The sequence below is a fragment of the Microbacterium sp. NPDC055502 genome (assembly GCF_053643635.1).
The window spans coordinates 1,685,521-1,710,088 of the sequence record NZ_JBSHKJ010000001.1 but is presented as its reverse complement, the minus strand read 5'-3'; the positions used below and the strand labels follow the sequence as shown (position 1 = coordinate 1,710,088).

Annotated in this window: 23 protein-coding genes; 8 read left to right on the top strand and 15 right to left on the bottom strand. The window is 73.4% G+C overall.

Annotated features, from left to right (window positions below):
- Positions 1-13: 13 nt before the first annotated feature.
- The 3 genes from ACWH95_RS08335 (at position 14) to ACWH95_RS08325 (ending at position 2,560) form a co-directional block, all read left to right on the top strand.
- Positions 14-397: an L-rhamnose mutarotase gene (locus ACWH95_RS08335; RefSeq protein WP_454120515.1), complete on the top strand. Its 384-nt coding sequence runs from the start codon at positions 14-16 to the stop codon at positions 395-397.
- Positions 394-1,560 (top strand): L-rhamnose isomerase, encoded by a 1,167-nt coding sequence (gene rhaI, locus ACWH95_RS08330; protein ID WP_454120513.1) that lies wholly within the window; start codon positions 394-396, stop codon positions 1,558-1,560. Before ACWH95_RS08335 ends, rhaI begins: the two co-directional genes overlap by 4 nt.
- Before the next feature lie 148 nt (positions 1,561-1,708).
- Entirely contained in the window at positions 1,709-2,560 is an 852-nt protein-coding gene (locus ACWH95_RS08325) for an alpha/beta hydrolase fold domain-containing protein (RefSeq protein WP_454120512.1), read from the top strand.
- A 22-nt stretch (positions 2,561-2,582) separates the two neighbouring features.
- On the opposite strand, the gene ACWH95_RS08320 is transcribed toward ACWH95_RS08325, so the two are convergent.
- On the bottom strand, positions 2,583-3,311 hold the full coding sequence (locus ACWH95_RS08320) for an SDR family oxidoreductase (RefSeq protein ID WP_136028673.1): 729 nt from the start codon (positions 3,309-3,311) through the stop codon (positions 2,583-2,585).
- A 146-nt stretch (positions 3,312-3,457) separates the two neighbouring features.
- Here ACWH95_RS08320 and ACWH95_RS08315 point away from each other — a divergent pair, with 146 nt between their 5' ends.
- Complete coding sequence (locus tag ACWH95_RS08315; RefSeq protein WP_454120511.1) at positions 3,458-5,608, top strand: nucleoside/nucleotide kinase family protein; 2,151 nt, start codon at positions 3,458-3,460, stop codon at positions 5,606-5,608.
- A 17-nt stretch (positions 5,609-5,625) separates the two neighbouring features.
- Here ACWH95_RS08315 and ACWH95_RS08310 read toward each other — a convergent pair whose 3' ends face one another.
- Positions 5,626-6,609 carry a LacI family DNA-binding transcriptional regulator gene (locus ACWH95_RS08310; RefSeq protein WP_454120660.1) on the bottom strand — a complete coding sequence of 328 codons (984 nt, stop codon included), beginning with the start codon at positions 6,607-6,609 and terminating at the stop codon, positions 5,626-5,628.
- A 69-nt stretch (positions 6,610-6,678) separates the two neighbouring features.
- Entirely contained in the window at positions 6,679-7,587 is a 909-nt protein-coding gene (locus ACWH95_RS08305; protein ID WP_454120510.1) for a hypothetical protein, read from the bottom strand.
- An 84-nt stretch (positions 7,588-7,671) separates the two neighbouring features.
- Between ACWH95_RS08305 and ACWH95_RS08300 the strand changes: the two genes are divergently transcribed.
- Positions 7,672-8,886, top strand: a complete 1,215-nt coding sequence (locus tag ACWH95_RS08300; RefSeq protein WP_452313475.1) for an HAD-IA family hydrolase — start codon at positions 7,672-7,674, stop codon at positions 8,884-8,886.
- An 18-nt stretch (positions 8,887-8,904) separates the two neighbouring features.
- Here ACWH95_RS08300 and ACWH95_RS08295 read toward each other — a convergent pair whose 3' ends face one another.
- The 12 genes from ACWH95_RS08295 to ACWH95_RS08240 all read right to left on the bottom strand — a co-directional run bounded on the left by ACWH95_RS08295 (position 8,905) and on the right by ACWH95_RS08240 (position 21,356).
- Positions 8,905-9,918, bottom strand: a complete 1,014-nt coding sequence (locus ACWH95_RS08295; RefSeq protein ID WP_454120508.1) for a 1-phosphofructokinase family hexose kinase — start codon at positions 9,916-9,918, stop codon at positions 8,905-8,907.
- 16 nt (positions 9,919-9,934) lie between these two features.
- A complete protein-coding gene (locus ACWH95_RS08290; protein ID WP_136036972.1) occupies positions 9,935-10,669 on the bottom strand; it encodes an SDR family oxidoreductase in 735 nt (244 codons plus the stop codon).
- Positions 10,666-11,421 carry a class II aldolase/adducin family protein gene (locus ACWH95_RS08285; protein WP_452313478.1) on the bottom strand — a complete coding sequence of 252 codons (756 nt, stop codon included), beginning with the start codon at positions 11,419-11,421 and terminating at the stop codon, positions 10,666-10,668. Before ACWH95_RS08285 ends, ACWH95_RS08290 begins: the two co-directional genes overlap by 4 nt.
- A complete protein-coding gene (locus ACWH95_RS08280) occupies positions 11,408-12,892 on the bottom strand; it encodes a rhamnulokinase (RefSeq protein ID WP_247638337.1) in 1,485 nt (494 codons plus the stop codon). The genes ACWH95_RS08285 and ACWH95_RS08280 overlap by 14 nt, the downstream gene beginning before the upstream one ends.
- Position 12,893: 1 nt before the next feature.
- Positions 12,894-13,661 carry an SDR family oxidoreductase gene (locus ACWH95_RS08275; protein ID WP_454120507.1) on the bottom strand — a complete coding sequence of 256 codons (768 nt, stop codon included), beginning with the start codon at positions 13,659-13,661 and terminating at the stop codon, positions 12,894-12,896.
- A 59-nt stretch (positions 13,662-13,720) separates the two neighbouring features.
- Positions 13,721-14,719: an ABC transporter substrate-binding protein gene (locus tag ACWH95_RS08270; protein WP_136028622.1), complete on the bottom strand. Its 999-nt coding sequence runs from the start codon at positions 14,717-14,719 to the stop codon at positions 13,721-13,723.
- A 51-nt stretch (positions 14,720-14,770) separates the two neighbouring features.
- A complete protein-coding gene (locus ACWH95_RS08265; RefSeq protein WP_136028609.1) occupies positions 14,771-15,853 on the bottom strand; it encodes an ABC transporter permease in 1,083 nt (360 codons plus the stop codon).
- Positions 15,850-16,695 (bottom strand): ATP-binding cassette domain-containing protein, encoded by an 846-nt coding sequence (locus tag ACWH95_RS08260; protein WP_136037227.1) that lies wholly within the window; start codon positions 16,693-16,695, stop codon positions 15,850-15,852. The genes ACWH95_RS08265 and ACWH95_RS08260 overlap by 4 nt, the downstream gene beginning before the upstream one ends.
- 3 nt (positions 16,696-16,698) lie before the next feature.
- A complete protein-coding gene (locus tag ACWH95_RS08255; protein ID WP_454120506.1) occupies positions 16,699-18,108 on the bottom strand; it encodes an FGGY-family carbohydrate kinase in 1,410 nt (469 codons plus the stop codon).
- Positions 18,105-19,151, bottom strand: coding sequence for a class I mannose-6-phosphate isomerase (locus ACWH95_RS08250; protein ID WP_378822456.1), 1,047 nt, complete (start codon positions 19,149-19,151; stop codon positions 18,105-18,107). Before ACWH95_RS08250 ends, ACWH95_RS08255 begins: the two co-directional genes overlap by 4 nt.
- On the bottom strand, positions 19,148-20,224 hold the full coding sequence (locus ACWH95_RS08245; RefSeq protein WP_206251804.1) for a LacI family DNA-binding transcriptional regulator: 1,077 nt from the start codon (positions 20,222-20,224) through the stop codon (positions 19,148-19,150). Before ACWH95_RS08245 ends, ACWH95_RS08250 begins: the two co-directional genes overlap by 4 nt.
- A gap of 124 nt (positions 20,225-20,348) precedes the next feature.
- A complete protein-coding gene (locus ACWH95_RS08240) occupies positions 20,349-21,356 on the bottom strand; it encodes an aldose 1-epimerase family protein (RefSeq protein ID WP_454120505.1) in 1,008 nt (335 codons plus the stop codon).
- 152 nt (positions 21,357-21,508) lie between these two features.
- On the opposite strand from ACWH95_RS08240, the gene ACWH95_RS08235 reads away from it, so the two are divergent.
- The 3 genes from ACWH95_RS08235 to ACWH95_RS08225 are packed head-to-tail and all read left to right on the top strand — an operon-like array spanning position 21,509 to position 24,559.
- Complete coding sequence (locus ACWH95_RS08235) at positions 21,509-22,348, top strand: class I fructose-bisphosphate aldolase (protein WP_136028615.1); 840 nt, start codon at positions 21,509-21,511, stop codon at positions 22,346-22,348.
- Positions 22,345-23,499 carry a Gfo/Idh/MocA family protein gene (locus tag ACWH95_RS08230; protein ID WP_454120504.1) on the top strand — a complete coding sequence of 385 codons (1,155 nt, stop codon included), beginning with the start codon at positions 22,345-22,347 and terminating at the stop codon, positions 23,497-23,499. The genes ACWH95_RS08235 and ACWH95_RS08230 overlap by 4 nt, the downstream gene beginning before the upstream one ends.
- Positions 23,500-23,530: 31 nt before the next feature.
- Positions 23,531-24,559, top strand: a complete 1,029-nt coding sequence (locus ACWH95_RS08225) for a LacI family DNA-binding transcriptional regulator (protein WP_240753285.1) — start codon at positions 23,531-23,533, stop codon at positions 24,557-24,559.
- The last annotated feature ends 9 nt before the right edge of the window (positions 24,560-24,568 follow it).

Genomic DNA, 24,568 nt, shown 5'->3' with positions numbered 1-24,568 from the left:
CGAAAGGACCCTCATGACCCGCGTGGCCTTCCAGCTCCAGGTGCGCCCCGAGCTGCTCGACGAGTACGTGGCCAGGCACTCCCCCGTGCGGCAGGAGATGCTGGCGGAGATCGCCGCCGCCGGACGACGCGACTACAGCCTGTTCCTCGGCGCCGGCGGCACGCTCTTCGGCTACTACGAGACCGACGACGACCGGGCGGCCCAGGCGTACCTCGCCGAGTCGCCCGTCGCCGCGCGGTGGGAGGCCGAGATGAGCCGCTTCTTCGTGGGCCTCGACGGCCGCCCCGATCAGGCCGCCACCTCCCTCACCGAGGTGTTCCACCTCGAAGACCAGCTCGCCGCGGCGAGCGCCACCGACTCCTCCGCCACCACCGACACCGAAGGCCGTGCATCGTGAGCATCCTCACCCCCGACATCCTCGCCGCGCTCGAGAAGCAGAGCATCGAGCTGCCCAGCTGGGCCTTCGGCAACTCCGGCACCCGGTTCAAGGTGTTCGGCACGCCGGGCACCCCGCGCGACCCGTACGAGAAGATCGCCGACGCCGCCCAGGTGCACGCGCACACCGCCCTCGCGCCGACCGTGGCGCTGCACATCCCGTGGGACCTGGTCGACTCCTTCGACGACCTGCGCCGTCACGCCGAAGACCACGGCGTGACGCTCGGCACCGTCAACTCCAACACCTTCCAGGACGACGACTACAAGTTCGGCGCGCTCACGCACGAGGACGCCGCGATCCGCCGCAAGGCCATCGACCACCACCTCGCGTGCATCGAGGTCATGGACGCCACGGGCAGCCGCGACCTGAAGATCTGGCTCGCCGAGGGCTCCAACTACCCCGGGCAGGCCGATCTGCGCGGTCGTCAGGACCGCCTGCACGACTCGCTGCAGCAGATCTACGCGCGCCTCGGCGACGACCAGCGGCTCGTGCTCGAGTACAAGTTCTTCGAGCCCGCGTTCTACCACACCGATGTGCCGGACTGGGGAACGTCGTACGCCCAGGTGAGCGCGCTCGGCGACAAGGCCCTCGTGTGCCTCGACACCGGTCACCACGCGCCGGGCACGAACATCGAGTTCATCGTGATGCAGCTGCTGCGGCTCGGCAAGCTCGGCTCGTTCGACTTCAACTCCCGCTTCTACGCCGACGACGACCTCATCGTGGGCGCGGCCGATCCGTTCCAGCTGTTCCGCATCCTGTTCGAGGTGATCCGCGGTGGCGGCCTGAACAATCCCGACGTCGCCTTCATGCTGGACCAGTGCCACAACGTCGAGGACAAGATCCCCGGGCAGATCCGTTCCGTGCTGAACGTGCAGGAGATGACCGCGCGTGCCCTGCTGGTGGACCGCGAGGCACTGTCTGCCGCGCAGCGCTCGGGCGACGTGCTGACGGCGAACGCCGTGTTCATGGATGCGTTCTCGACCGACGTGCGCCCGGCGCTCGCGGAGTGGCGCGAGTCGCGCGGCCTGCCTGCCGACCCGATGGCCGCCTACGCGGCGTCCGGGTACCAGCAGCGCATCGCGGAGGAGCGCGTGGGCGGCGTGCAGGCCGGCTGGGGAGCCTGACCCACCGGCGCGAACCGTCGCTCGTCTGCCATGCTCGACGCATGTCCTCCCCCGACGAGAAGCCCTCCCGCCGCGGCGCGATCATCGGTCTGCTGTTCTTCGTGATCGGCACCCCGCTCGCGGTCTGGCTGCTGTACACGGTGCTGCCGTGAGCGCGGACCTCCACATCGCCGACCGGGTGCTGGACGGACCGCACGGAGCGCTGCGCGTACGCCTCTACACCCCGGCGTCGCCGACCGGCGCGGGTCTCGTCTGGGCGCACGGCGGAGGCTTCGCGGGCGGCGACCTCGACATGCCGGAGGCGGATGCGGTGGCGCGGGCCTTCGCGGCGCACGGCATCGTCGTCGTGAGCGTGGACTACCGCCTGGCGCCGATGACGCCGGACTGGACGAGCCGCCTGGGCTCGCCGGAGCGCGGCGGCATCCACTACCCGGTGCCGCACGACGAGATGGTCGCCGCGTTCCGCTGGGCCGTGTCCTCCGGGATCGCCGCGCGGGGATGGGCGATCGGCGGCGCGAGTGCGGGCGGCAACCTCGCCGCCGGCGCCGCCCTGCGACTGACCCACGACGGCGGACCGGTCCCGGGCCTCGCGGTCCTGGCCTATCCGACGCTCCAGGCCGTTCAGGACGCCCCCACCCGCGAGCTGCGCGCCCTGCTGGACGCGCAGCCGGACGCCGACGTCTTCACCGCCGCGTTCGTGCGCGGCATGTACGAGAACTATCTGGGCGGACCGCTGGACCGCGCCGACGTCTACGCGATCCCGGGGACCGCCGCGCCCGCGCAGCTCGCGGGCTTCCCCCCGACGATCATGGTCAACGACGAGACGGACGAGCTGCGCATGTCGGGAGAGGCCTTCGCGCGCGCCCTCTCGGCCGCCGGCGTCGACGTGGACGTGTCGACCGAGCCGGGCACCACCCACGGGCACCTCAACCGCCCGGACGCCCCGGCGTTCGCGGCCACCGTCGAGCGCTTCGCCGAGCGCCTGCGACAGCTTCCCTGAGGTGCCGGGCGCCGTGGCCGCCTCAGCGGCTGGTGTAGCCGCCGTCGATGGGGAGCGAGACGCCCGAGATCATCGCGGCGCCGTCGCCCAGCAGGAAGACGATGGGGGCGGCGATGTCGTCTTCGGTGGCCCACCGGTGCAGAGGCATCGCGTCGAGGAAGGGACCCTCGATCTCGGGGCGTCCCCAGTACCAGGCCGACATCGGCGTCATCACCACGGTCGGGTTGACGCTGTTGACCCGGATGCCGTGGCCGCCCAGCTCGAGTGCCGAGACGCGCGTGATGTTGTCGAGCGCCGCCTTGGACGAGCCGTAGGAGATGTGCCCGGCGAGGGCGACGAGGCTCGCCTGGCTCGACACGTTCACGATCGCGCCGCCCTTGCCCCCGCGGATCATCTCGCGCGAGGCGTACTTGGTCACCAGCAGGGCCCCGCGCGCGTTGATGCTCATGACCCGGTCGAACACCGAGATGTCGGTGTCCATGGGGGTGGCGATCTCGCCGCCCCAGCCGCCGCAGTTGACGACGCCGTAGAGGTCGCGGCCCTCGATCGCCGCGCGGATCTCGCCCTCGTCCTCGAGGTCGAAGGCGAGCGGCGTGGCGCCGGTCTCGCGTGCGATGTCGGCGACGCTCTCCGCGGTGCGGCCCGCGGCGAGCACGTCGGCCCCGGCCGCGACGAGGTGGCGGACGGTCGCGCCGCCGATGCCGCCGCCGGCGCCGGTGACGAGGATGGTGCGGCCCTGGAATTCGGTCATGCGCGTCTCTCTCCATCGAGGGGTGTTGTCCGGTGCCCCGGGTCGCTTGACACCGGTGACATGGCCAGCGTAGCGTGCTCCGCAGTCGCCCACATCGTCCCTCGCCCTCCGATGCCCCGCGTCGACCACAGGAAGACCACGAAGCCGTGATCCAGACCCCGCCGCCCGCGCCCGACTCCGACGTCGCGCTCTCCGATCTCGTGGAACGGGCGCGGCGTCTCATCGCCGACGGCCGCCGCCGCATCCTCGGGATCGCCGGCACCCCCGGCGCCGGGAAGTCGACGGTGAGCGCCGCCCTCCTCGACGCGCTCGGGCCGCAGGCGGTGGTCGTGGGCATGGACGGCTTCCACCTCGCGAACGCCGAGCTCGTGCGCCTCCATCGCCGCGACCGCAAGGGCGCCCCCGACACCTTCGACGTCGACGGCTACCTCGCCCTGCTGCGGCGGCTCCGGGCCCCGGCCGACGGCGTCGTGTACGCCCCCGCGTTCGACCGCGGGCTGGAGGAGCCGATCGCCTCCGCGATCCCGGTCCCCGCCGACGTGCCGCTGATCATCACCGAGGGCAACTACCTCCTGCACACCGGACACGGATGGGAGCGGGTGCGCGAGCTGCTCGACGAGAGCTGGTTCCTCGACATCGAGCCGGACACGCGCCGGCGGCGGCTGGTGGCACGACGTCGCAGCCACGGCCATCCCCTCGACGAGGCGACCGCGTGGGTGCGCGACGTGGACGAGGCGAACGCCGCCGTGGTCGAGGGGAGCCGCGCGCGCGCCGACCTCGTCGTGCGGCTCTCGTCACCCGCCGCCCCGGTCGCCCCGATCGCCCTCGCGGCCGGGACGCTGCAGCGGCCGCCCGCCGCCGTCGCCCGCCCCGCCTACGACCGGGCCCGCGTGCGACCCGGCATCGTGCACCTCGGCGTCGGCAACTTCCACCGCGCGCACGAGGCCATGTTCGTCGACCGGCTCCTGGCCGCGGGAGACGCGGACTGGGGCATCTCCGGCGTCGGCCTGCTGCCCCACGACGCCGCCATGCGCGACGCCCTCGCCGCGCAGGACGGGCTGTACACGCTCGTGACCGTGACGCCCGACGGCACGGAGTCGGCCCGCGTGATCGGTGCGCTCACGGAGTATCTCTTCGCGCCCGACGACCCCGAGGCCGTCCAGGCGCGCCTGAGCGACCCCGCCACGCGCATCGTCTCGCTCACGATCACCGAGGGCGGCTACGGGATCGACGAGCGCACCGGCGCCTTCGTGCCGCAGGACGCCGCGACCCTCGCCGACCTCGACGACGCCGCGCACGGGCGCGGTACCCCGCCCCGGAGTGCTCTCGGACACCTCGCCGCCGCCCTCGCCCGCCGCCGCGCGGCCGGGGTCGCGCCGTTCACCGTCCTGTCGTGCGACAACATCCCCGGCAACGGCGGCGTCGCCCGCACGGCTCTCAGCGGCTTCGCCGACCGGCTCGACCCGGAACTCGGGGCCTGGATCCGCACGAACGTGGCGTTCCCCCATTCGATGGTCGACCGCATCACCCCGGTGACCACCGACGAGACCCGCGCGCTCGTCCGGGAGCGCTTCGGCGTGGACGACCGGTGGCCGGTGCGCTCCGAGGACTTCGTGCAGTGGGTGCTCGAGGACCGTTTCCCGCTCGGCCGCCCGGCGTTCGACACGGTCGGCGTGCAGCTCGTCGACGACGTCGAGCCGTACGAGCTCATGAAGCTCCGGCTGCTGAACGCCTCGCACCAGGCGATGAGCTACCTCGGCATCCTCGCCGGGGCGACCATGGTGCACGAGGTGTGCGCTGACCCGCTCTTCCGCACCTTCCTGCGCGGGTACATGCAGCAAGAGGCCGTGCCCACCCTGCGACCCGTACCGGGCATCGACCTCGACGCGTACGGGGAGCAGCTGCTCGCCCGGTTCGGCAGCACGGCCGTGCGCGACACCCTCGCCCGGCAGGTCGTGGACGGCTCCGACCGCATCCCCACCTTCCTGCTCCCGGTCGTGCGGGAGCGGCTCGCCACGGGCGGCTCGATCGCGCACGCCGTGCTCGTGCTCGCGGCCTGGAGCGTCTTCCTCGAGGGTGTCGCGGAAGACGGGACGCCGACCCCGGTGTCCGACCGCCGGCTCGCCCTGCTGCGCGCGGCGGTGGCCGCCGAGGCCGCGGAACCCGGCGCGTTCCTGGACTGCACGGAGGTCTTCGGCGATCTGGGGCGCGACGCACGGCTGCGGGCGGAGTTCGTCGCCGCGCGCGCCTCGCTCCGCACGCTCGGGGCCCGCGCGAGCATCGCCGCCCTGGGCTGACCCGCGGGTCGAGGGGCTCAGACCGGGGCGGCCCCGGTGCGGCACGACTCGCGCTCGACCAGGTCGACGTCGATCACAGCGACCGCCGGCCCTGCGGGCTCCGCACCGCCGAGCCGGTCGAAGATGCGCTCCGCGGCGAGCGTGCCCAGGCGATGCGGGTCCTGGTCGATCACGGTGAGCGCCGGCGTCAGAACGTCGGCCATCGGGAAGTCGCCGAAGCCGACGATCGCGAGGGGCTCGTCGCGCAGCGCCGCGGCGAGCGCCATCGAGCACCGCGCGTTGGCCGAGAAGAGGGCGGTGGGCGGGTCGTCGAGGGCCCGCAGCTGCGCCACCGCCTGCCGCGCCGCCTCCCGATCCGAGACGCCGGACCGCACCAGCCCCTCGTCGGCCGTGATCCCCGCCTCCGCGAGCCCGCGTCGCCAGCCCTCCAGCCGGTTCGCCTCGGTGGACAGGTGCACGGCGTCGCCGACGTAGGCGATCCGCCGGTGCCCGTGGCCGATCAGGTGCTGCACCGCCGCCACGGCCCCGCGCTCGTCGGCCTCGACGAACGTGTCGGCGTCGAGGCCGACGGGCGCCCGGTCGACGAACACGATCGGCGTGTGCTCGCGCCACCGCTCCAGCCAGGAGTGGTCGACCCCGACCGGGGCGATCACCAGTCCCGACAGCTGCCGGCCGAGCATCGACTCGATCGCCGGACGCTCCCCCTCCGGGTCGGACCCCAGACTCGTGACGAGCGTGGACAGTCCGCGCCCGCGCGCGACGTCTTCGATGGCGCGGGCGATCGAGGCGAAGAACGGGTCGACGATGTCGGGCACCGCGACGCCGATGACCGAGGTCCGCCCGGCGCGGAAGGTGGTCGCCAGCACGTTGGGGACGTAGTTGAGCTCGCGCATGGCCTGCTCGACCAGGGCCCTGGTGTGCGGCAGCACGTGCGGGTCGTCGTTGAACACGCGCGAGACCGTCTTGGTGCTCACGCCCGCGCGCGCGGCGACGTCACGCATGGTCGTCACAGGTACCTCCTCGCCCCCGGGGCGGGGCAGCCTCCGGCCACCCTACCGGCCGCGCCGCGCTCAGCCGCGCCCGTCGACCGCGGCGGCCAGCTCGCGAAGTCGCGGCAGCGCGCGGGTCGTCAGCAGTTCCTCGCGGCGGGCAGCGTCGTACGAGAGGCTGTCCTTCCACAGCGAGCGTCCGGCCATCGCTCCCGCCGCCCCGTTCGCGACCGCCGTGGCGACCTGACCGATGAAGGTCTCGTGGTCGACCCCGGCCGACAGCACCGCCCACGGCACCCCCTGGGCCGCCTCGGTCACCGCGGCGCTGGCCTCGGCGGATCCCGGGTACTGCAGCTTGAGGATCTTCGCACCGGCCGCGACGGCGAGCGCAGCCCCCTCGGCGACGAGCGCCGGGAAGGCGTCCGCGTACTCCTCCTCGGTCTCGTCGTCGAGGCGGTAGGTGAGCAGCTCGACGATCAGCAGGAGTCCCTCCGCCTCGCACTCGGCGACGAGCGCGCGCATCTCGTCGGCGACGCGGGAGTCGCGCCCCTGCCGGTCGGGCCGCGTGTAGTAGAGCATCTTGGCGACCCCGCCGCCGAGCTCGCGCACCGTGCGCGGGGTGACGCCGGGCACGAAGCGGGTGTAGCGCAGACCGTCGACGGTCTCGAAGCCGGACGCGTCGAGGCCCACCACGAGGGCGGTGTCGCGGTCGAGCACGCCGTCGTCGACGACGGCCGGCAGGGCGACCTCGGGGTCGAGCAGGATGGCCGGCGCGTGCACGGCCAGGTGGCGCACGAGGTCGGCCTTCACCGCCGACAGCTCTTCGCGGGTGATGGCGTCGGGGCCGCCCGGTGCGTCGGGGATGGCGGCCTTCATGCCGTTGCGCTGGTCGGCGGCGACGATGAGCATGCCGCCGTCGGGGGTGGAGAGGGACTGCAGGGCACGGCGTTCGAGCGTCGTGAGCGGGTTGGCGACGGTGCGGGTGAGCATGGGGTCCTCTTCTCGTGGGCAGAAACCGATGATCCGCGGAAAATCAACCATGACACCGGTGTCTTTCTCTTCTATGGTGGGGGTATGACCGAGACCTGTCAACCGTCGGACGCCCACGTGGTCGTCGTGGCCGGGGTCGCGGGAAGCGGCAAGACCACCCTCGGCCGCGCCCTCGCCGCTGAGCTCGGCGTCCCGCTCCTCGACCTCGACGCCGTCACGACCCCCCTCCTCGACGCGCTCCCGCCCGAGCTCTGGGACGGCCACTGGCTGCGCGGGCCGCACGCCGCCGCCGTACGCGAGGGTCGCTACGCCGCGCTGCGGGCCGTGGCCGCCGACGCCGTCGCCACCGCGGGCGGGGCCGTGCTCGTGGCGCCCTTCACGCGCGAGCTGCAGGGCGGAGCGGCGTGGGAGCTGCTCCGCGCCGCGGTGGCTCCGGCGACCCCGCACGTGCTCCACCTCACAGGCGACCCCGACCTGCTCGCCGCGCGACGCGCCGAACGGGCGACCCCGAGAGACCTCCACCGCGCCGACGAGACCCCGCCGCCCCCGGCGATCCCGGTGACCCGGATCGACGCCGACCTGTCGACCGCGCAGCAGCTCGCGCGCGTGCGCGTCGTCGTCGGGCCGCGTCCGTCGCTCGACCCCGACGCCGTGGTCTTCCGCCGGACGTTCGACGCGGTGCTGTTCGACCTCGACGGCACCCTCGTCGACTCCACCGCCTCGGTCATCCGGTCGTGGCGCCGCTTCGCCGCCCACTACGGCGTCTCGGCCGAGGCCCTGCACGAGAACCACGGGCAGCCCGCTCGCGTGCTCGTGTCGCGGCTGCTCGCCCCCGCGCAGCACACCGAGGGCCTCGACCGCATCCTCGACCTGGAGCTCTCCGACGCGGTCGACCTGCCGAGCGTGCCGGGAGCGCGGGCCCTCTACGACGCGGTACCCGCGCACCGGCGCGCCATCGTCACCTCGGGAGCCGCACCCCTGGCCGCCGCGCGACTGGCGGCCGCCGGGTTCGCGGCACCGGGGGTGTTCGTCACCGCCGACGACGTCACCCGCGGCAAGCCCGACCCCGAGCCGTTCCGCACCGCGGCGACACGCCTGGGGGTGGACCCCGCGCGCTGCCTCGTGGTGGAGGACGCGGCCGCGGGGATCGCGGCCGCCCGGGCCGCCGGCTGCACGGTGCTCGCGGTCACCGGCACGGTCGACGCCGAGGCGCTGCCCGCCGACCTGGTCGTGGACGGCCTCGACCGCGTCGCGCTCACCGCCGACGCCGACGGCCTGCACCTGCGCCCGCTCGGCTGACGGGCGCCCGGGGCGGGGTCAGACCGCCGGTTCGGTCAACCGCGTCGCCGGGTCGGGCTCGTCCGTGACGACCGCGCGCGGCGCCGCCTCCACCGCGTCGAGCAGCGTGGTCGGACGGCTCACGGCGAGCGCCCCCCAGGAGGCCGCGGTCGCCGCCGCCGTCGTCAGCGCCGCCCGTCCCCCGGACGCGCCGCCGAGACCGTGCAGGAAGCCGGCGAGAGAAGCATCGCCCGCGCCCGCCGTGTTCACGACGGCCGGAGCGACCGCCCGCGCGTGGATCACCGCCGCATCCGTCACGACCAGCACGCCGTCGGCCCCCATGCTCGTGTACACCGTGGCGACACCGCGGGCGACCAGCTCGCGCGCGGCCGCCGTCACCTCGCCGACCGTGCGCAGCGGACGCCCCACGAGCTCGGCGAGCTCGTGCGTGTTCGGCTTCAGCAGCGCCACCTCCGTGGGGTCGGCCACCAGCTCCGCGAGCGCGGCGCCGCTGGTGTCCACGGCCACGCGCACCCCGGCGCCGCGCACCGCGCGTACGACGTCGGCGATCCGGGCCTCGGCGCCGGTCACCTCCGGGAGCGTGCCCGACACCACCAGCCACGAGGCGGCGAGCGCGCGGCACGCCCCTACCACGGCGGACCGCGTCTCCTCCCAGGCCGCCGGTGTGAGCGGCGGCGTCGGCGCGTTGACCTTCGTGGTGGCACCGCCCGCATCGATGATCGACGTGTTGACCCGGGTGGCCCCCGGCACGGTCACGATCCGCAGCACGTCGGCCAGCGGCGACTGCGCCGCGAACGCCACGTCGTCCGCCCCGAGCACCACCACGGCCGCGGTGGTGACGCCGGCCGCCCGCAGCGCAGCCGACACGTTCACGCCCTTGCCGCTGACCTCCCGCTCCCAGCCGGACGCGCGCACGAAGGCTCCGCGCTCGAGGGGGACGGGCAGCCGGTACGTGGCATCGATCGCCCCGGCCGCCGTCAGCGTCACGACGGGCCCGGCGGTCCCCTCCGGCAGCGCACGCGGCTCGGTCACGGCTGATCCCCCTCGCTCAGATCGGCTGCCCGGTCGGCAGCAGCACCAGGTCGCGCACGACCACGTGCGCCGGCCTGGTCAGCATGAACAGCATCGCATCCGCCACGTCCGACGACCGGATACCCGTGCCCTCGGCGATGCGCTCCGCCTCTTCGGGCGAGCCGTGCGCGAAGCCCCACAGCGGATTGAGGACGACCCCGGGCGCGATCGCCCCGATGCGCACCCCGCTGTCGGCGTACTGACGACGCACCGTGTGCACGAACGACTGCACGGCGTGCTTGCTGGCGGAGTACACCGGCTCCCACTCGATGTCCTGGTGCCCCGACACCGAGCTCGTGACGAGGATGTCGCCGCTGCCCTGCGCCAGCAGCGGGGGAAGCGCCGCGCGCACCAGCGCCATCACACCGGTGACGTTGGTGGCCACCACCGCTGCGATCTGAGCGACCGTCGCATCGGCGAGATCGCCGCCGAGATAGATCCCCGCGTTGGGCAGCACGATGTCGAGGCGGCCGTGGCGGCGCAGGGTCTCGGCCACGACGTCCTCGGCGCTCTGCGGCTCCGACACATCGGCGGCGATCGTCGTGACCCGCTCCGGATGCTCCGCGGCGAGCGCCGCGAGCCGCTGCTCGTCGCGCGCCACGGCGACCACGTGGCAGCCGGCTGCCGCGAGCGCCTGCGCGGTCGCCAGCCCGATGCCCGAGCTCGCCCCGGTCAGCAGCGCCACCCGGTCCTTCACCGACACACCGCTCATCGTTCCCCTCCTTCTGCGAGCAGCGCCCGCCGGTAGATCTCATCGGGCCGGGTGTCGATGCGCCGCACCTCGTCGGCCGGCATGAACCGCACCCCGCCCAGCGTCTCGGCACCGATGATCGCCCGCGCGCACTTCTGCGCCATCGCGGTCATCCCGATGACCTGGTCGGCCGTCGCGCCGGTCGCGAACATCCCGTGGTTCTGCAGGTACACGGTGACGGGCGGTGAGCCGTGGGCGTCGATGTACGCCGCGAGCCGGGCCCGCACCTCCCGCGCGAGGGCGAGACCCGGATCGATGTAGGGCACCAGCAGCGGGGTCGCTCCGAGCACCACGATCTGGTCGGGGAAGAGCGCACCCTCCACCAGCAGCTCGGGTCGCTGCGAGCACAGCACGGCGTTCACCGCGGTGGGATGCGCGTGGGCGATCACCCGCGCCGGCGTCTGGTCGTAGAGCACCACGTGCAGCAGCGCCTCGACCGAGGGCCGTCGTCCCTCCGCCTCCGCGACCCGGTCGAAGTAGCGGTCGACATCGGCGCCCGTCGCGCGCTCGTCGTCGATGAGCTCGCGCGCCTCGGCGAGCACCAGCGGCACGAAGTCCTCCGGGCGGGCGGCCCCGAGCACGGCGCCCGAGGCCTTGACCAGCATCGTGTCGCCCTCGCGCATCGAGGTGTTGCCCTCGCCGAGGACGGCCGCGTCGAGGGCGGGGTCGCCGAGGCGGCGGCTGAGGGCGGCGAGCAGCTCACGCGAGGTCATGCAGGGGCTCCGATCGGGTGGGGGCGGGGTGGTGGACGCGCGGCGGGCCGTCGCCGTCGTCGACCGGGAGGGCACGGGCGGTCGCGGCGTCGGGCAGGTCGCCGGCGGCGAGCGCGACCTGCAGCAGCACACCGCGGACGGATGCCTCGACGGGTCCGGCGATGACGGGAAGCCCGCTGCGGGCGGCGGTGCGGGCGCACAGCAGGGCGTTGCGCGCGCCGCCGCCGACGATGCGGATGCGCTCCAGGGTGCGTCCGCTCCGGCGGGCGGCGAGCGCGACGGTGTCGGCGTAGGCGACGGCGAGGCTGTCCACGATGGCGCGGACGAGGTCGGCCCTGGTGGACGGCGGCTCGGCCCCGCCCTCGACGCACGCCCGCACCAACCGCGCGACCAGGTCGTCCGGGGCCTGCAGCGCGGGGTCGGCGGGATCGAAGAGACCGGGGTACGACGACCGGGCCGCCGCGTCGAGCAGCGCGGTGAGCATGTCGAGCGACGGCTCGGCCTCGCCGTCGGCGGCGGCCCACTCGCGCAGCGTCTGCTGCAGCAGCCACATGCCGCTGAGGTTCTTCACCAGCAGGGTGTCGCCCCCGGCGCCGATCTCCTGGGTGAAGCCGTCGCGGCGGGCGCGGTCGTCGCGCAGCAGCGCGGGCAGGGCCACCCCGGCCACCCCCCAGCTCCCGCTGGAGACGACACCGGTCCCCTCGTCGTCGGCGGCGGTCACGGCCATGAATGCGGCGGCGGTGTCGTGCGCCGTCACCGCGAAGACGGGCACGGGGTGCGCGGCGCCGATCGCCGCGGTGACCCGGGCGGTGGTGGGCCCGGCCGACGATCCCGTCGGCACCACGGGAGGGAGCCGGGCGGGAAGACCCGCGGCGAGCGCGGCCGACCAGTCCCCGGTCGCCCGGTCGAGCAGCGCGGTGGTCGAGGCGAGCGAGGGCTCGGCCCCCACCCGCCCGGTGAGCAGGTGCACGACGATGTCGGCGGTCAGCAGGATCGTGTCGTCGGGGTCGCCGATGCCCGCGGACTGGTCCTGCCGCAGCTGATGGGCCGTGTTGATGGCCTGGTCGAGCACCCCGGTGACGGCGTAGTCGGCGGCGAGGTCGCGGCCGGCGGAGGTGCGGGCGGCGAGGTCCGGGTCGGCAGCGCGGTGGTGCCGCACGAACGGACGCAGGGTGCCGTCGACGGTGAGCCGGGCGTAGTCCACGCCCCACGCGTCCACGCCGATGCCGCGCAGCTCCGCTCCCTCCTCCGCGGCGATCGCGACGCCCGCGCGGAGTCCGGCGAGCACGCCGTCGAAGAGCGCAGGCACGTCCCACCCGAGCCCCTCGGCGCGCGGCACCGGGGTGTTGGGGAACCGGGCGGCCTCCCGGACCGCCATCCGGGGCCCGTCCGGCGCGTCGGGGCGCAGCAGGCCGACCATGACGCGCAGGCTCGACGAGCCCAGGTCGACGGCGAGGTAGGCGGCCGTCATGTCAGATCGCGGTGTAGCCGCCGTCGATCACCAGCGTCTGCCCGGTGAGGTACGACGAGGCCGACGAGGCGAGCAGCAGGAGCAGGCCGTCGAGGTCGGCGGGCACGCCCATGCGGCCGGCCGGGATCATCGACACCCAGTCGGCGGCCAGCTCGGGGTTGGCCTCGGTGAACTGGCGGGTCATGTCGGAGAGGATGTAGCCGGGCGCGATGGCGTTGACCCGGATCGCGGGCGCCCACTCCACGGCGAGCGACTTCGCCAGCTGGTCGACGGCGGCCTTCGACGCGTTGTACGACGCCTGATGCTGGGGCACGTTGACCACCCGGCCCGACATCGACGATATGAGGATCGCGGACCCCTCGCGGCCCTCCGCCCGCAGCGGTCGGGCGAAGGCCTGCGTGCAGTAGAACGTGCCGCTGAGGTTCACGTCGACGACCTTCGCCCACGTGCCGGGATCGACCTCGGTCGAGTCGCCCCAGATGGTGATGCCGGCCGCGGTCACCAGCAGGTCGGCGACGCCGAGCTCCTCGCGCACGGCCGCGAAGGCGCGCTCGACCGAGTCGGCATCGGTGACGTCGACCAGGGCGGCGGCGGTGCGGGCTCCGGTCTCGGATGCCAGCCGCGCGGCGGACTCCTTGACCTCGGGCAGCAGGTCCAGCAGCGCCACGCGCACACCGGCGCGGGCGAGGGCGGTGGCGAGCGAGTAGCCGATGCCGCGGGCGCCTCCGGTGACGACGGCGACCTTTCCGGCGAGATCAGGGAAGCTCATGGGGTCCTCTCGGGGGTGACTCCGGCGACCGGGGGATCCCCCGGTCGCCGGAGGGGGTGTCAGCAGGTCGACTTGTAGACGGCGTCGGCGCCGTCGGTGTCGATGTTCTCCTTGGTGATGACCGTGAACCCGGTCTGGATCTTCTCCTCGGTGGCGTCTCCCTCGAGGGCGGCGAGCGCCTGGGCGACGCCGTCCTTGCCGATGGTGGCCGGCTCCTGGGCGACGAGCGCCTGGACGACGTCGTTGCGGAGCGCCTCGACCTGCGCGGGTCCGGCGTCGAAGCCGACCACGGTCACCTCGCCCTGCTTGCCGGCCTGCTGGATGCCGGTCGCGGTGCCCTCGGCGGCGAACAGGTTGGCGGCGAAGATGCCGACGATGTCCGGGTTGGCCTGCAGCGCGGCGGTCACGATGCGGGCGGCCTCCGCGGGCTCGTTGTGCGAGTACTCGATGCCCAGCGACTCGAACTTCGAGTCCTCGGCGACGGCCTTCTCGAAGCCCTCACCGCGCGCGTCCGACGTGGAGATGCCGGGGTCGATCGAGACCACGAGCACCTTGCCGCCCTCGGGGTGCGCCTTCTGGATGGCCTCGAACGCCGCGGCGCCACCGCCCTCGTTGTCCGACGCGATCTGGGAGACCGCCATCGACGGGTCCTCCAGGGTGGTGTCGACGAGGACGACCTTGATGCCGGCGTCGGCTGCGGCCTGGATGGGCGCCTGCATCGCGGTCACGTCGGTCGGGGCGATGAGCAGCGCGTCGGGCTTGGAGGCGACGAGTGCGTCGACGATCGGCTTCTGCAGCGTCGGGTCGAACTTCTCCGGGCCCTGCACCTGCACCGTCGCTCCGGCCTCCTTGGCCGCTTCTTCGATGCCGCACTGCATGGAGATGTAGAACTCGTCTCCGGCCACGCCCTGCACGAACGCGATGTTGTAGCCGTCGTCGCCGCCGCCGGATCCGCCGTCGCCGCCCGCGTCTCCGCCCCCGCCTGCGCAACCGGCGAGGATGAGCGTCGCGGACGCGCCGAGTGCGGCGATGCTGATCGCTTTCCTGTTCCACTTCATTGTGATCACCGTTCTTCTCTTGACTGTGTGTGGATGGTGGTGGGCCGGGCGTCAGGTACGCCGGCCCCCGCTGACGAACTTGCGCCAGAGGCTCTGGGAGTTGCCGCGCATGGCGGCCGAGCGGCGGACCTGGTCGACGTAGACGGCGGTGATGAGCACCGCGCCGACGGCGACCTGCTGCCAGAACGGCGGCACGCCGGTGATGACGAAGCCGTTCTGCAGCACCGCGGGGATGAACAGGCCCACGACGGTGCCGACGATGGTGCCGACGCCGCCGAAGAGGCTCGTGCCGCCGATGACGACCGCGGCGATCACGTTGAGGTTGGTCTGCGACTGCCCGGCGATCGCGGTGGTGGAGAACTGCGACAGCGAGAGGATGCCCGCGACGCCGGCGAGACCGCCGGAGAGGGTGTAGATCGCGATGAGGTGGCGGTCCACCTTCACGCCCACCCGTCGCGCGGCGAGCTCGCTCGATCCGACCGCGTAGGTGTGCAGGCCGAAACGGGTGAAGTGCAGCACCACTCCGCCGATCACGATGATTACGAGGGCGATGACCGAGATGGTGGGGATCGTGCCGAGCACGTTGCCGTAGCCGATGGTGGTGGTCAGCACGGCGGGCACCTCACGGATGTCGACGCCGCCGGTGAGGATCTGCGCGAGGCCGAGCGACATGCCCAGCGTGCCGAGCGTGACGATCAGCGGCGGGATCTTCGCCTTGGCGATGAGGAACCCGTTGAGCAGTCCCCACCCGATGCCGCAGGCGATCGCGACGAGGATGCCGACCACGGCCGTGCCCCAGCCCGCCCCGCCGATGGCGCGCATGACCATGGCCGAGACGACGCCGGAGAACACCAGCACCGAGCCGATCGACAGGTCGATGCCTGCCGTGATGATCACGTAGGTCATGCCGACGGCGAGCACGGCGAGGATCGAGGCGTTCTGGATGATCAGCCGGAAGTTCGACCACTGCGCGAAAGTGTCGGGTGCCAGCAGGCTGAACACGACGACGATCGCGATCAGCACGAGCAGGATCTGGAAGGCCTGGGCGCGGAGCAGGTTGCGGAAGTAGCCGTTCTTCGGCTCCTCGAGGGTGCCGATCGCCACGGTCTCCGTGGGGGGCTTCGTCGTGCTCATCGGTTCGGCTCCTTGTCAGCGGCGGAGGTCTCGGCGACGTCGCCTTCGGGGGCGACGTCGGCCACGGGCGGGGCGGCGTCGCGGGTCACGGCGCCGGTCATGAGGCCGACGAGCTCCTCCATGGAGGTGTCGGCGGCGGGGATGTTGGCGACGCGCGTGCCCAGGCGCAGTACCTGGATGCGGTCGGAGACCTCCATGACGTGCGGCATGGAGTGCGAGATGAACACCACGGCGATGCCCTTGTCGCGCACCCGGCGGATCGTCTCGAGCACGTTCTGCGTCTGCCGCACGCCCAGCGCCGCGGTGGGCTCGTCGAGGAACACCACGCGCGAGGCCCAGTGCACGGCGCGGGCGATGGCGATGGCCTGCCGCTGGCCGCCCGACATCTCCCCCACCGGTGAGGTGAGCGAGCGCACGGTGGCGCCCAGCTCGTCGAAGGCGGCCCGCGACTGGGCGCGCATCTCCTTGGTCTTCATGAAGCCGAGGGCGCCGGCGACGCCGCTCTGGCGCAGCTCGCGGCCGAGGTACATGTTCTGCACCGGGTCGAGGTGGGGCGCGAGTGCGAGGTCCTGGTAGACGGTCTCGACGCCGAGCGCGCTCACCGCGGACGGCGTGGACATGTCGGCCTCTTCGCCGTCGAACAGGATCGTGCCGGAGTCGACGGCGAGGTTGCCCGAGAGCGCCTTGACGAGCGTCGACTTGCCGGCGCCGTTGTCGCCGATGAGGGCCGTCACCTCCCCCGGATACACCTCGAAGTCGACGTCGTTCAGCGCGCGCACGTGGCCGAACTGGCGCGAGAGTCCGCGCGCCTGGAGAACCGGAACCGTAGAACTGAGCGACATGGGTCAGCTCCTTCCCTTGCTGTTGTCGTGATCGGAGTGGCCGGAGCGGAACGCCGCGGCCACGCTCTCGAAGTCGGTGCGGGTGCTCGCGGCGAACGCGGCGAACAGCGCGGCTCCGTAGGCGGTGGCCTCGTCGTGCGTGGCGACCGTGACATCGGGCAGCACGAGTCGGCGCGCGCGGACGACGCTCGCCATGCTCGACCAGCCCCCGGTCAGCACGGTCGAGGTGGGCGGCGCGACCTCGCGGTCCATGACCTCCATGAGCTCGGCGCACATGTCGTTGCCGTGCAGCAGCGTCGCGGTGAACAGTTCCGCCGGGTCGAGGCCGTCGCCGTTCGCGACGATCTTCAGCTCGCCGTCGTCGTTGCGGGCACCGCTGACCGCGAGGGCCCCGTCGGCGAGCGTGCCGGTGACGGGCAGCGCCATCACGGCTTCATCGATCCGCGCCCGGCCGGCGGCGTCGGCGATGCCCAGCAGCTGCAGCACGCGCCGCATGAGCAGACCGGACTTCGTGCCGGCGAGCAGCACGTATTTGCCCGGCAGCACATGACGCACGGTGTTGATGCCGGCGAGGGCGAGCCGTTCGCGCGCGTCGAACGGCAGCGGGCCGTCGAGCACCCGCACCAGCGCCTCGGCCGTGCCCATCGAGTCGTACAGCTGTCCGCTGTGGACGGCGCCCACCGCGACGGCGGAGACGAGGTGGTCGTGGCCGGCGACGGTGAGCACGGCGCCGCGGAAGCCGTCGGGCATGGCGTCGTCCGAGAGGATGCCCACGGCGCTGCCCGCGCCGACGCGCTCCGCGAGCAGGTCGTCGCCCACGCCGAGCACCTCGAAGGCGGCGTCCCACGGGGTGCTGTCGTCCTGGTCGAGCAGCCCGGTGCGCGATGCCAGGGAGTACTCGGCGACGCGGGGGCCGCCGAGGGCGTGCACCACCAGCTCCGGCACGGTGAGGAAGGTGCGTCCGCGCAGGTCCACCCCGGACTCGCGCAGGTGCAGGATCTTGGCGATGGAGGCCAGCGGGCCCACCGGCAGTCCGGTCCGTCCGAGGAACTCCGCGCGGAAGGCGTCGGGGGTCGCGAGGATCTCGGCGGCACCGCGCGGGTCGAACCAGGCCATGACGGGCGCCGCGGGCTCTCCGGCGGCGTCCAGCAGCACGCCGGCCTCGGCCATGCCCGACACCCCGAGCGCGAGCACGCGGTAGGGGCCGTGCACGCGCAGCAGGACGTCGGCCTCGTGGGCGAGCTCGCGGACGGTGTCGACGGCGACCGCGGCGGGCATCTCGGCGCGGCCGTGCTCACGGCTCGTCCACGGCGACCGGCGGCTCGCGACGAGCACCTGGCGTCCGTCGGTGTCGGCGACGAGGAGCTTGATGCTGGTCGATCCCATGTCGACGCCGACGACGTAGCCGTTCATCGGATCCCGGTCCCGGTGAGCGTGGTCGGCCATCCCGCGCCCGGCTCGGCGACGAGCACGCGCGCGTCACCCGCGAGATGCCAGGCGCCGAAGGCGTGCGGCACGGCGAAGGCCTGGCCGTGCGAGACGGCGATCCGGCCGGACGCGCCGACCAGCTCGCCCTCCCCCTCCTGCACCAGCACGACGCCGAAGCCGGCAGGGCGCTCGGTCGAGACGTCCCCGGAGACGGCCGCGTCCCAGAGGCGGAAGAAGGGGTCGGCGGCGGCGGGCAGGAGCGAGCGGAAGCGCGGGCCGGCGGGCGTCGTGCCCGCGTCGCTGATCAGTGCGGCGAGCTGCTCGGGGGCGAGGCGGTCGGCCGAGACGGCGGGCATCACGGCGTCGAAGCCGAGGTCCAGGTGCGACTCCTCGCGGGTCGAGGTGGTGACCGACCACTCCAGCAGGATGGAGAAGTCGGTGGGCTCCTGCACCTCGGCGACGAAGATGCCGCCGTCGATGGCGTGCGCGGTGCCGGCGGGCACGAGGATGCCCGTGCCCTCGCGCACGACGACGCGGTTCATGTGCGCGAGCATCCACTCGCTGTCCTGGGCGTCGCGGCGGCGGTCCAGCTCGGCCCGGTCGAGGTCGGTGTTCCAGCCGAGGTGCACGGCGCTGTCGGGCTCGGTGTCGAGCACGAACCACGCCTCCGTCTTGCCGTACGGGCAGTCCAGGTGGCTCGTGGCGAACGCCCGGTCGGGGTGCACGTGCACGGGGAGGCGCTGGCGGGCGTCGAGCAGCTTGACCAGCAGTCCCACGTCGCCCGCGTCGGCTCCGCTCCCCGGGCCGGTCCAGGCCGCGGGGTCGGCGGTCACGAGGTCGCGCAGCAGGGCGCCGTCGGCGGTGACGGCGAGACCGGTGTCCGGCGTGCCGAACCGCGACACCGTCGCGCCCAGCCACTCCTCGGGCTGGTGGTCGGTCTCCGGCTCGATCCCGCGCAGCGCCGCGATGCGGTCGCCGCCGCGGTAGAAGTGCTGGACGGGGTTGGGCGGCAGCAGGACCGGGTTCATCGCAGGTCTCCGATCGGGCGGGCCGATGCGTCGCGCTCGGGGGCCATCTCGCCCGAGCCGCGGGCGATGAGGCGGGTGGGGACGACGATGTGCTCCGGCTCGGCCTGGGGGTCGGCGCCGAGCTGCATCAGCCGCCGGAACGTCGCCTCGCCGATCAGCCGGGGGTCCTGGTCGACGCAGGTGATGCCGGGGGTGAACACGTCGGCGAACTGGAAGTCGCCGAACGAGATCAGCGCGGGCATCGGCACGCGGTCGGCACTGAGCACGTGGATGGTCGCGATGGCGGCGGGGCTGGTGGCGCAGAAGAGGGCCGTCGGCGCGTCGGGGCGGGCGAGCAGCTCGCTGATCGACCGCTCTTCGCGGTGGCGGCCCTGCGCGATGATCAGGCTCTCGTCCACCTCGACCCCGGCCTCGGCGTGGGCGTCGCGGTAGGCGCTCAGGCGCTCGAACACGGTGGGGTACGGGATCTCCTCGCCGATGAAGCCGATGCGGCGGTGCCCGCGGGAGAGGAAGCCGCGGACGGCTTCGAGCGTGGCGCCGTAGTCGTCGACGACGATCGAGTCGATGCCTTCGCGCGAACGGTCGACGCAGATCACCGGGAACCGCTGCCGCAGCGCCGCCAGCTCGGCGGACTCGATCGCGAAAGGCGAGATGATGAGCCCGCGCAGGCGGTCGCCGGTGAGACGTTCGAGCTGTTCGCGCTCCTGTGCGGCGTCGTGCACGGTGCTGGCGAAGAGCACGTTGAGGCCCTCGGCGACGGCGAGCTCCTCGACGGCGCTGACGAACGCGGCGAAGAACGGGTCGGAGATGGCGTCGATGAGGATGCCGATGGTGTCGGTGTCGCCGCGCTTGAGCGACCGGGCGCGACGGTCGGGCACGAAGCCGAGCTCGAGCACCGCGGCGGCGACGCGTTCGCGGGTCTCGGGAAGCACGCCGCTCTCGCCGTTGACGACGCGCGAGACGGTCTTGATGCTCACGCCGGCGAGCTGCGCCACGTCGGTGATGCGCGCCCGGCGGCGCCCGTCACGCTGGGTGCCCACCGTCGCGCTCGACTCGTCGCGCTCGTGCTCCATTGCCACCTCGACATCGTTGTCATCGTTGAATCCGCGGCCATCGCGAGTTCGATGGGAACATCATGCGACCGGGTCGACAACGTTGTCAAGCGCCGATTCGATCGCAGCCCACCGCTGCGAGCGGTCACCCGCCGGGCGCCACCTCGACGTCGACGCCCAGTTCGAGCACCCCGCCGGGCGCCAGCGGGCGCAGCAGTCCGCGAGCCCGCGCATCGGCCCGGCCGAGGATCGTCGGCACGGTCGCCGGCTCGATCCCCAGGACGACGTGGCCGCGCTCCTCGGCGACGCGCCACTGGAACAGCGCCGGCAGGCGTGCGGTGTCGACGGCGATGCGGACCGCCGCCCCGCGCGGGCTCTCGACGACGATGTCGACCCGCTCCCGAAGCGGCAGCTCGTGGCGGAACACCTGCTCGGGATACGACTCCGCCGGGGCCGGGAAGCGGTCCCACGAGCCGAGGCCCGCCCGCGCCTGCGCGTCCCGGGGCTCGACAGCGGTCGCCGGCGAGTGCAGCACGGTCCCCTCGTCGACCAGCGGCCAGCCGAGGTTGAGGTGGTAGAGCACCATGGGCTCCACGGCGGCCGCCCCGCGGTTGACCACGAGGTCCTGCACCCGGACCAGGCGCGACCCGATCGGCGTGCTGATGCGGCGCCGGAGTTCGAGGTGCACCCCGAAGACCTCGACCTCGCGGACCGTGCCCTCGACCACGACCTCGCGGTCGGTCACCTCGGTGCGCGTGACCTCGGCGCGCAGCGACGAGTATCGGCCGTGCAGCGGATGCGCCTCACCCTCGTCGACGGACGGCGCTCCGAAGCTGCGCAGTCCGCAGGTCGTCAGCAGCCCGCCCCCGAACGACCGGAGCCAGCCGTCGTCGTCCGGCCCGGGGACGATCGGGGGGAATCCGGTCACCGAGGTCCACGCGAAGGGCATGCCCGCGACCCGCAGCTGCCCCAGGTCGAGGCCGCGATCGGGCAGGATCTCGAGGTCGAGGTCGCCGTTGACGACCCGGATCCGACGGCTCCCCGCGTCCGGTCCGTCGGTCCGCAGCGACGACTCCACCGTCACGGCCTGCCCGCGGTGTCCGAGCCGTCGCCAGGCCTCGTCGATCGGCGCCCCGTACAGCTCCGCCACCATCGCCCGCCCTTCTCCCGCGCCGTCCTGGCGCGCGTGCGGCCACCGTAGCAGGCGCCCGCGCAGCCCGGATCGTCGCGATTGACAACGTTGTCTCGTCTCTGCATACTGATCGTGCGCATCGCCGCGCCACCCTCACGCAGAGAGCACCATCGATGACGAAGCCTCGCCTCCACCGCCTGTTCCACGCCCGCTCCGGTCGCGCCCTCGACGTGGCCGTCGACCACGGGGCCTTCCACGAGCACTCGTTCCTCACCGGCATCGAGGACATGGCCGCGACCGTCCGCACCCTCGTCGACGCGGGCCCGGATGCGATCCAGCTGACGCTCGGCCAGGCCCCGCTGCTGCAGTCCGTCCCCGGCAAGCAGAAGCCCGGCCTCGTGCTGCGCACCGACATCGCCAACGTCTACAACGACCCGCTGGAGTCGCCTCTGCACTCGATCCACGTGCCCGACGCGATCGAGGTGGCGGTGCGGCTCGACGCGGTCGCCGTGTGCGTGAACCTGCTCGACCTCCCCGGCCACCCCGAGGTGCGCGAGCAGTGCATCCGGTCGATCCTCGCGCTGCGCACCGACGCCGAGCGTTACGGCATGCCCCTGATGATCGAGCCGCTGGTGATGCAGACCCGGGCGGGCGCGGGGGGTTATGCGGTGGACGGCGACACCGCCAAGATCGTCACGCTCGTGCGGCAGGCCAGGGAGCTCGGGGCCGACCTCATCAAGGCCGATCCCACCGACGAGATCTCCGACTACCACCGCGTCATCCAGGCCGCCGGCGACACCCCGGTCCTGGTGCGCGGCGGCGGACGCGTCGACGATCGCACGCTCCTCGAGCGCACGGTCGCCGTCCTCGCGCAGGGTGCCCGCGGCATCGTGTACGGCCGCAACGTCATCCAGCACGACGACCCCCGGGGCATCACCGCAGCCCTGATGGCCGTGGTGCACGACGACGCCTCGGTCGACGACGCGCTCCGCCTGATCGGAGCGACGCGATGAGCGGGCGCCGCGTGAACGTCGGCATCATCGGCGGGGGTCTGATGGGCCGAGAGATCGCGGCGGCCCTGCGCCGCTGGCCCGCGCTCGTCGACCACCCCGCCGACCCGCAGCTCGTCGCGGTGTGCGACATCAACCCCGCGGCCCTGGAGTGGTTCGCCGGGATCGACACCGTGCGCCTCACCACCACCGACCATCACGAACTGCTGGCCGATCCCGACATCGACGTGGTCTACATCGCCGTCCGCCACGACCTGCATGAGCAGCTCTACGTCGACACGATCCGGGCGGGCAAGGCCCTGCTGGCCGAGAAGCCCTTCGGCATCGACGGGGCCGCCGCCGACGCGATCCTCCGGGCGATCGACGAGACCCCCGGGTCGTTCGTACGGGTGTCGAGTGAGATGCCGTACTTCCCCGGCGCCCAGTGGGCGGTCGACTACGTGCGCTCCGGGGCGCTCGGTCGCATCGTCGAGGCGCGCTGCGCGTTCCTGCACGCCAGCGACCTCGATACGGCGAAGCCGCTGAACTGGAAGCGCCAGCAGCGGTTCTGCGGCGAGGCCGGGGTGCTCAACGACCTCGGCATGCACACCTGGCACGTGCCGCTGCGCCTCGGCTGGATGCCCGAGACCGTCAGCGGCGTGCTGCAGGACATCGTCACCGAACGGCCGGGACCCGACGGCACCCCGCAGCCGTGCGACACCTGGGACAACGCCGTCCTGCACTCGTGGGCGACGCACGACGGGGCGCGGTTCCCGCTCACGACCGAGACCAAGCGGATCGCCCCCGGCGAGAAGAACACCTGGGAGTTCGAGGCGATCGGCATGGAGGGCGCCGTGCGCTTCAGCACCAAGAACCCCAAGGAGGTGCAGGTGTTCGCGCTGATCGACGTGCCGGGGGTCGGGCGCGAGCAGAGCTGGCAGCGCATCGACGCCGGCAGCCAGTCGGTGTGGCCCACGGTGACCGGGCCGAACTTCGAGTCGGGCTTCTCGGATGCGATCCTGCAGATGTGGGCGGCGTTCCTCGCCGAGCATCAGGGGCTCCTCGGCGACGGCTTCGGCACCGTGCGACCGGAGGAGGCGGCCGCGACGCATCGGATCTTCGCGGCGGCCATCGCCTCGCATCAGTCGGGCGCGGCCGTCGCGCCGCGCGGGTGAACGGCGCGCACGCTCCTATCGTGGAGAGGTGGTGAGCGGAGGGCGCACGATGCGCGGCAGCGGCAGGCCGACGATGAACGACGTGGCCGCCGCGGCGGGGGTCAGTCTGAAGACCGTCTCGCGCGTCATCAACGCGGAGCCCAACGTCGACCCCGCCCTGGCCGACCGCGTGCGCGAGGCCATCGACCGCCTCGGATACCACCGCAACGCCCTCGCGGCGAGCCTGCGCTCCGGCACCAACGACACCATCGGGTTCCTCGCCGCCGACCTCTCCAACTCCTTCTCGATGGGGATCGCCGCGGCCGTGTCGGCCGTCGCGTCACAGCGGGGTCTGCACGTCCTGATGGCCTCCAGCGAGGAGGATCCCGCCGTCGAGCGCCGCCTCGCCCTCGACCTCTGCCAGCGCCGGGTGGGCGGCCTGATCCTGGTCCCCGCCGCGACCGATCACGGCTACCTGGCGCCCGAGGTCGCCCACGGCACGCCGGTCGTGTTCCTCGACCGCCCGGGCGACGGCATCCCCGCCGACACCGTGCTGCTCGACAACCGCGGCGGTGCACGCGCGGCGGTCGCCGAACTGCTGGGCGGGCATGAGCGGATCGGGCTCCTGCTCGACGCGACGGAGATCTACACGATGCGCGAGCGGCTGGCCGGGGCCGAGGAGGCGTTCGCCGCCGCGGGCCGCGCGCTCGATCCGTCGCTCCTCGTCACGGGCATCCACACCCCGCAGGACGCCGCGGCTGCCACGGCGCGCCTCCTCGACGGCCCCCGCCCGCCGACGGCCCTGTTCTGCGGCAACAACCGCGCGACGGTCGGAGCCCTCGAAGAGCTCACGCGGCGTGACGCCGACGTCGCGGTGACCGGCTTCGACGACTTCGAGCTGTCGTGGATGCTGCCGCGGCCGCTGCGCGTGGTGGCTTACGACGTCGCCGCACTGGGCGCCCTGGCCGCCACCACCCTGCTCGACCGCATCGCGGGGGACGCCGCCGCGCCACCCGCCCTCCACCTCGTGCCGACCACGCTCGTCGATCGCGGCGGTCGGCAGCGCACGCCCACCGGCTAGATTCCCGGT

Bases quoted from the DNA above. Each gene is read 5' to 3' on its own strand.
- ACWH95_RS08285 (WP_452313478.1), bottom strand. From the start codon at position 11,421: ATGACCTCGCGTGAGCTGCTCGCCGCCCTCAGCCGCCGCCTCGGCGAC.
- ACWH95_RS08280 (WP_247638337.1), bottom strand. From the start codon at position 12,892: ATGACGGCCGCCTACCTCGCCGTCGACCTGGGCTCGTCGAGCCTGCGC.
- ACWH95_RS08245 (WP_206251804.1), bottom strand. From the start codon at position 20,224: ATGGAGCACGAGCGCGACGAGTCGAGCGCGACGGTGGGCACCCAGCGT.
- ACWH95_RS08270 (WP_136028622.1), bottom strand. From the start codon at position 14,719: ATGAAGTGGAACAGGAAAGCGATCAGCATCGCCGCACTCGGCGCGTCC.
- ACWH95_RS08275 (WP_454120507.1), bottom strand. From the start codon at position 13,661: ATGAGCTTCCCTGATCTCGCCGGAAAGGTCGCCGTCGTCACCGGAGGC.
- ACWH95_RS08260 (WP_136037227.1), bottom strand. From the start codon at position 16,695: ATGTCGCTCAGTTCTACGGTTCCGGTTCTCCAGGCGCGCGGACTCTCG.
- ACWH95_RS08265 (WP_136028609.1), bottom strand. From the start codon at position 15,853: ATGAGCACGACGAAGCCCCCCACGGAGACCGTGGCGATCGGCACCCTC.
- ACWH95_RS08305 (WP_454120510.1), bottom strand. From the start codon at position 7,587: ATGCTCACCCGCACCGTCGCCAACCCGCTCACGACGCTCGAACGCCGT.
- ACWH95_RS08300 (WP_452313475.1), top strand. From the start codon at position 7,672: ATGACCGAGACCTGTCAACCGTCGGACGCCCACGTGGTCGTCGTGGCC.
- ACWH95_RS08310 (WP_454120660.1), bottom strand. From the start codon at position 6,609: ATGCGTGACGTCGCCGCGCGCGCGGGCGTGAGCACCAAGACGGTCTCG.
- ACWH95_RS08250 (WP_378822456.1), bottom strand. From the start codon at position 19,151: ATGAACCCGGTCCTGCTGCCGCCCAACCCCGTCCAGCACTTCTACCGC.
- ACWH95_RS08290 (WP_136036972.1), bottom strand. From the start codon at position 10,669: ATGAGCGGTGTGTCGGTGAAGGACCGGGTGGCGCTGCTGACCGGGGCG.
- ACWH95_RS08335 (WP_454120515.1), top strand. From the start codon at position 14: ATGACCCGCGTGGCCTTCCAGCTCCAGGTGCGCCCCGAGCTGCTCGAC.
- ACWH95_RS08320 (WP_136028673.1), bottom strand. From the start codon at position 3,311: ATGACCGAATTCCAGGGCCGCACCATCCTCGTCACCGGCGCCGGCGGC.
- ACWH95_RS08255 (WP_454120506.1), bottom strand. From the start codon at position 18,108: ATGAACGGCTACGTCGTCGGCGTCGACATGGGATCGACCAGCATCAAG.
- ACWH95_RS08230 (WP_454120504.1), top strand. From the start codon at position 22,345: ATGAGCGGGCGCCGCGTGAACGTCGGCATCATCGGCGGGGGTCTGATG.
- ACWH95_RS08235 (WP_136028615.1), top strand. From the start codon at position 21,509: ATGACGAAGCCTCGCCTCCACCGCCTGTTCCACGCCCGCTCCGGTCGC.
- ACWH95_RS08240 (WP_454120505.1), bottom strand. From the start codon at position 21,356: ATGGTGGCGGAGCTGTACGGGGCGCCGATCGACGAGGCCTGGCGACGG.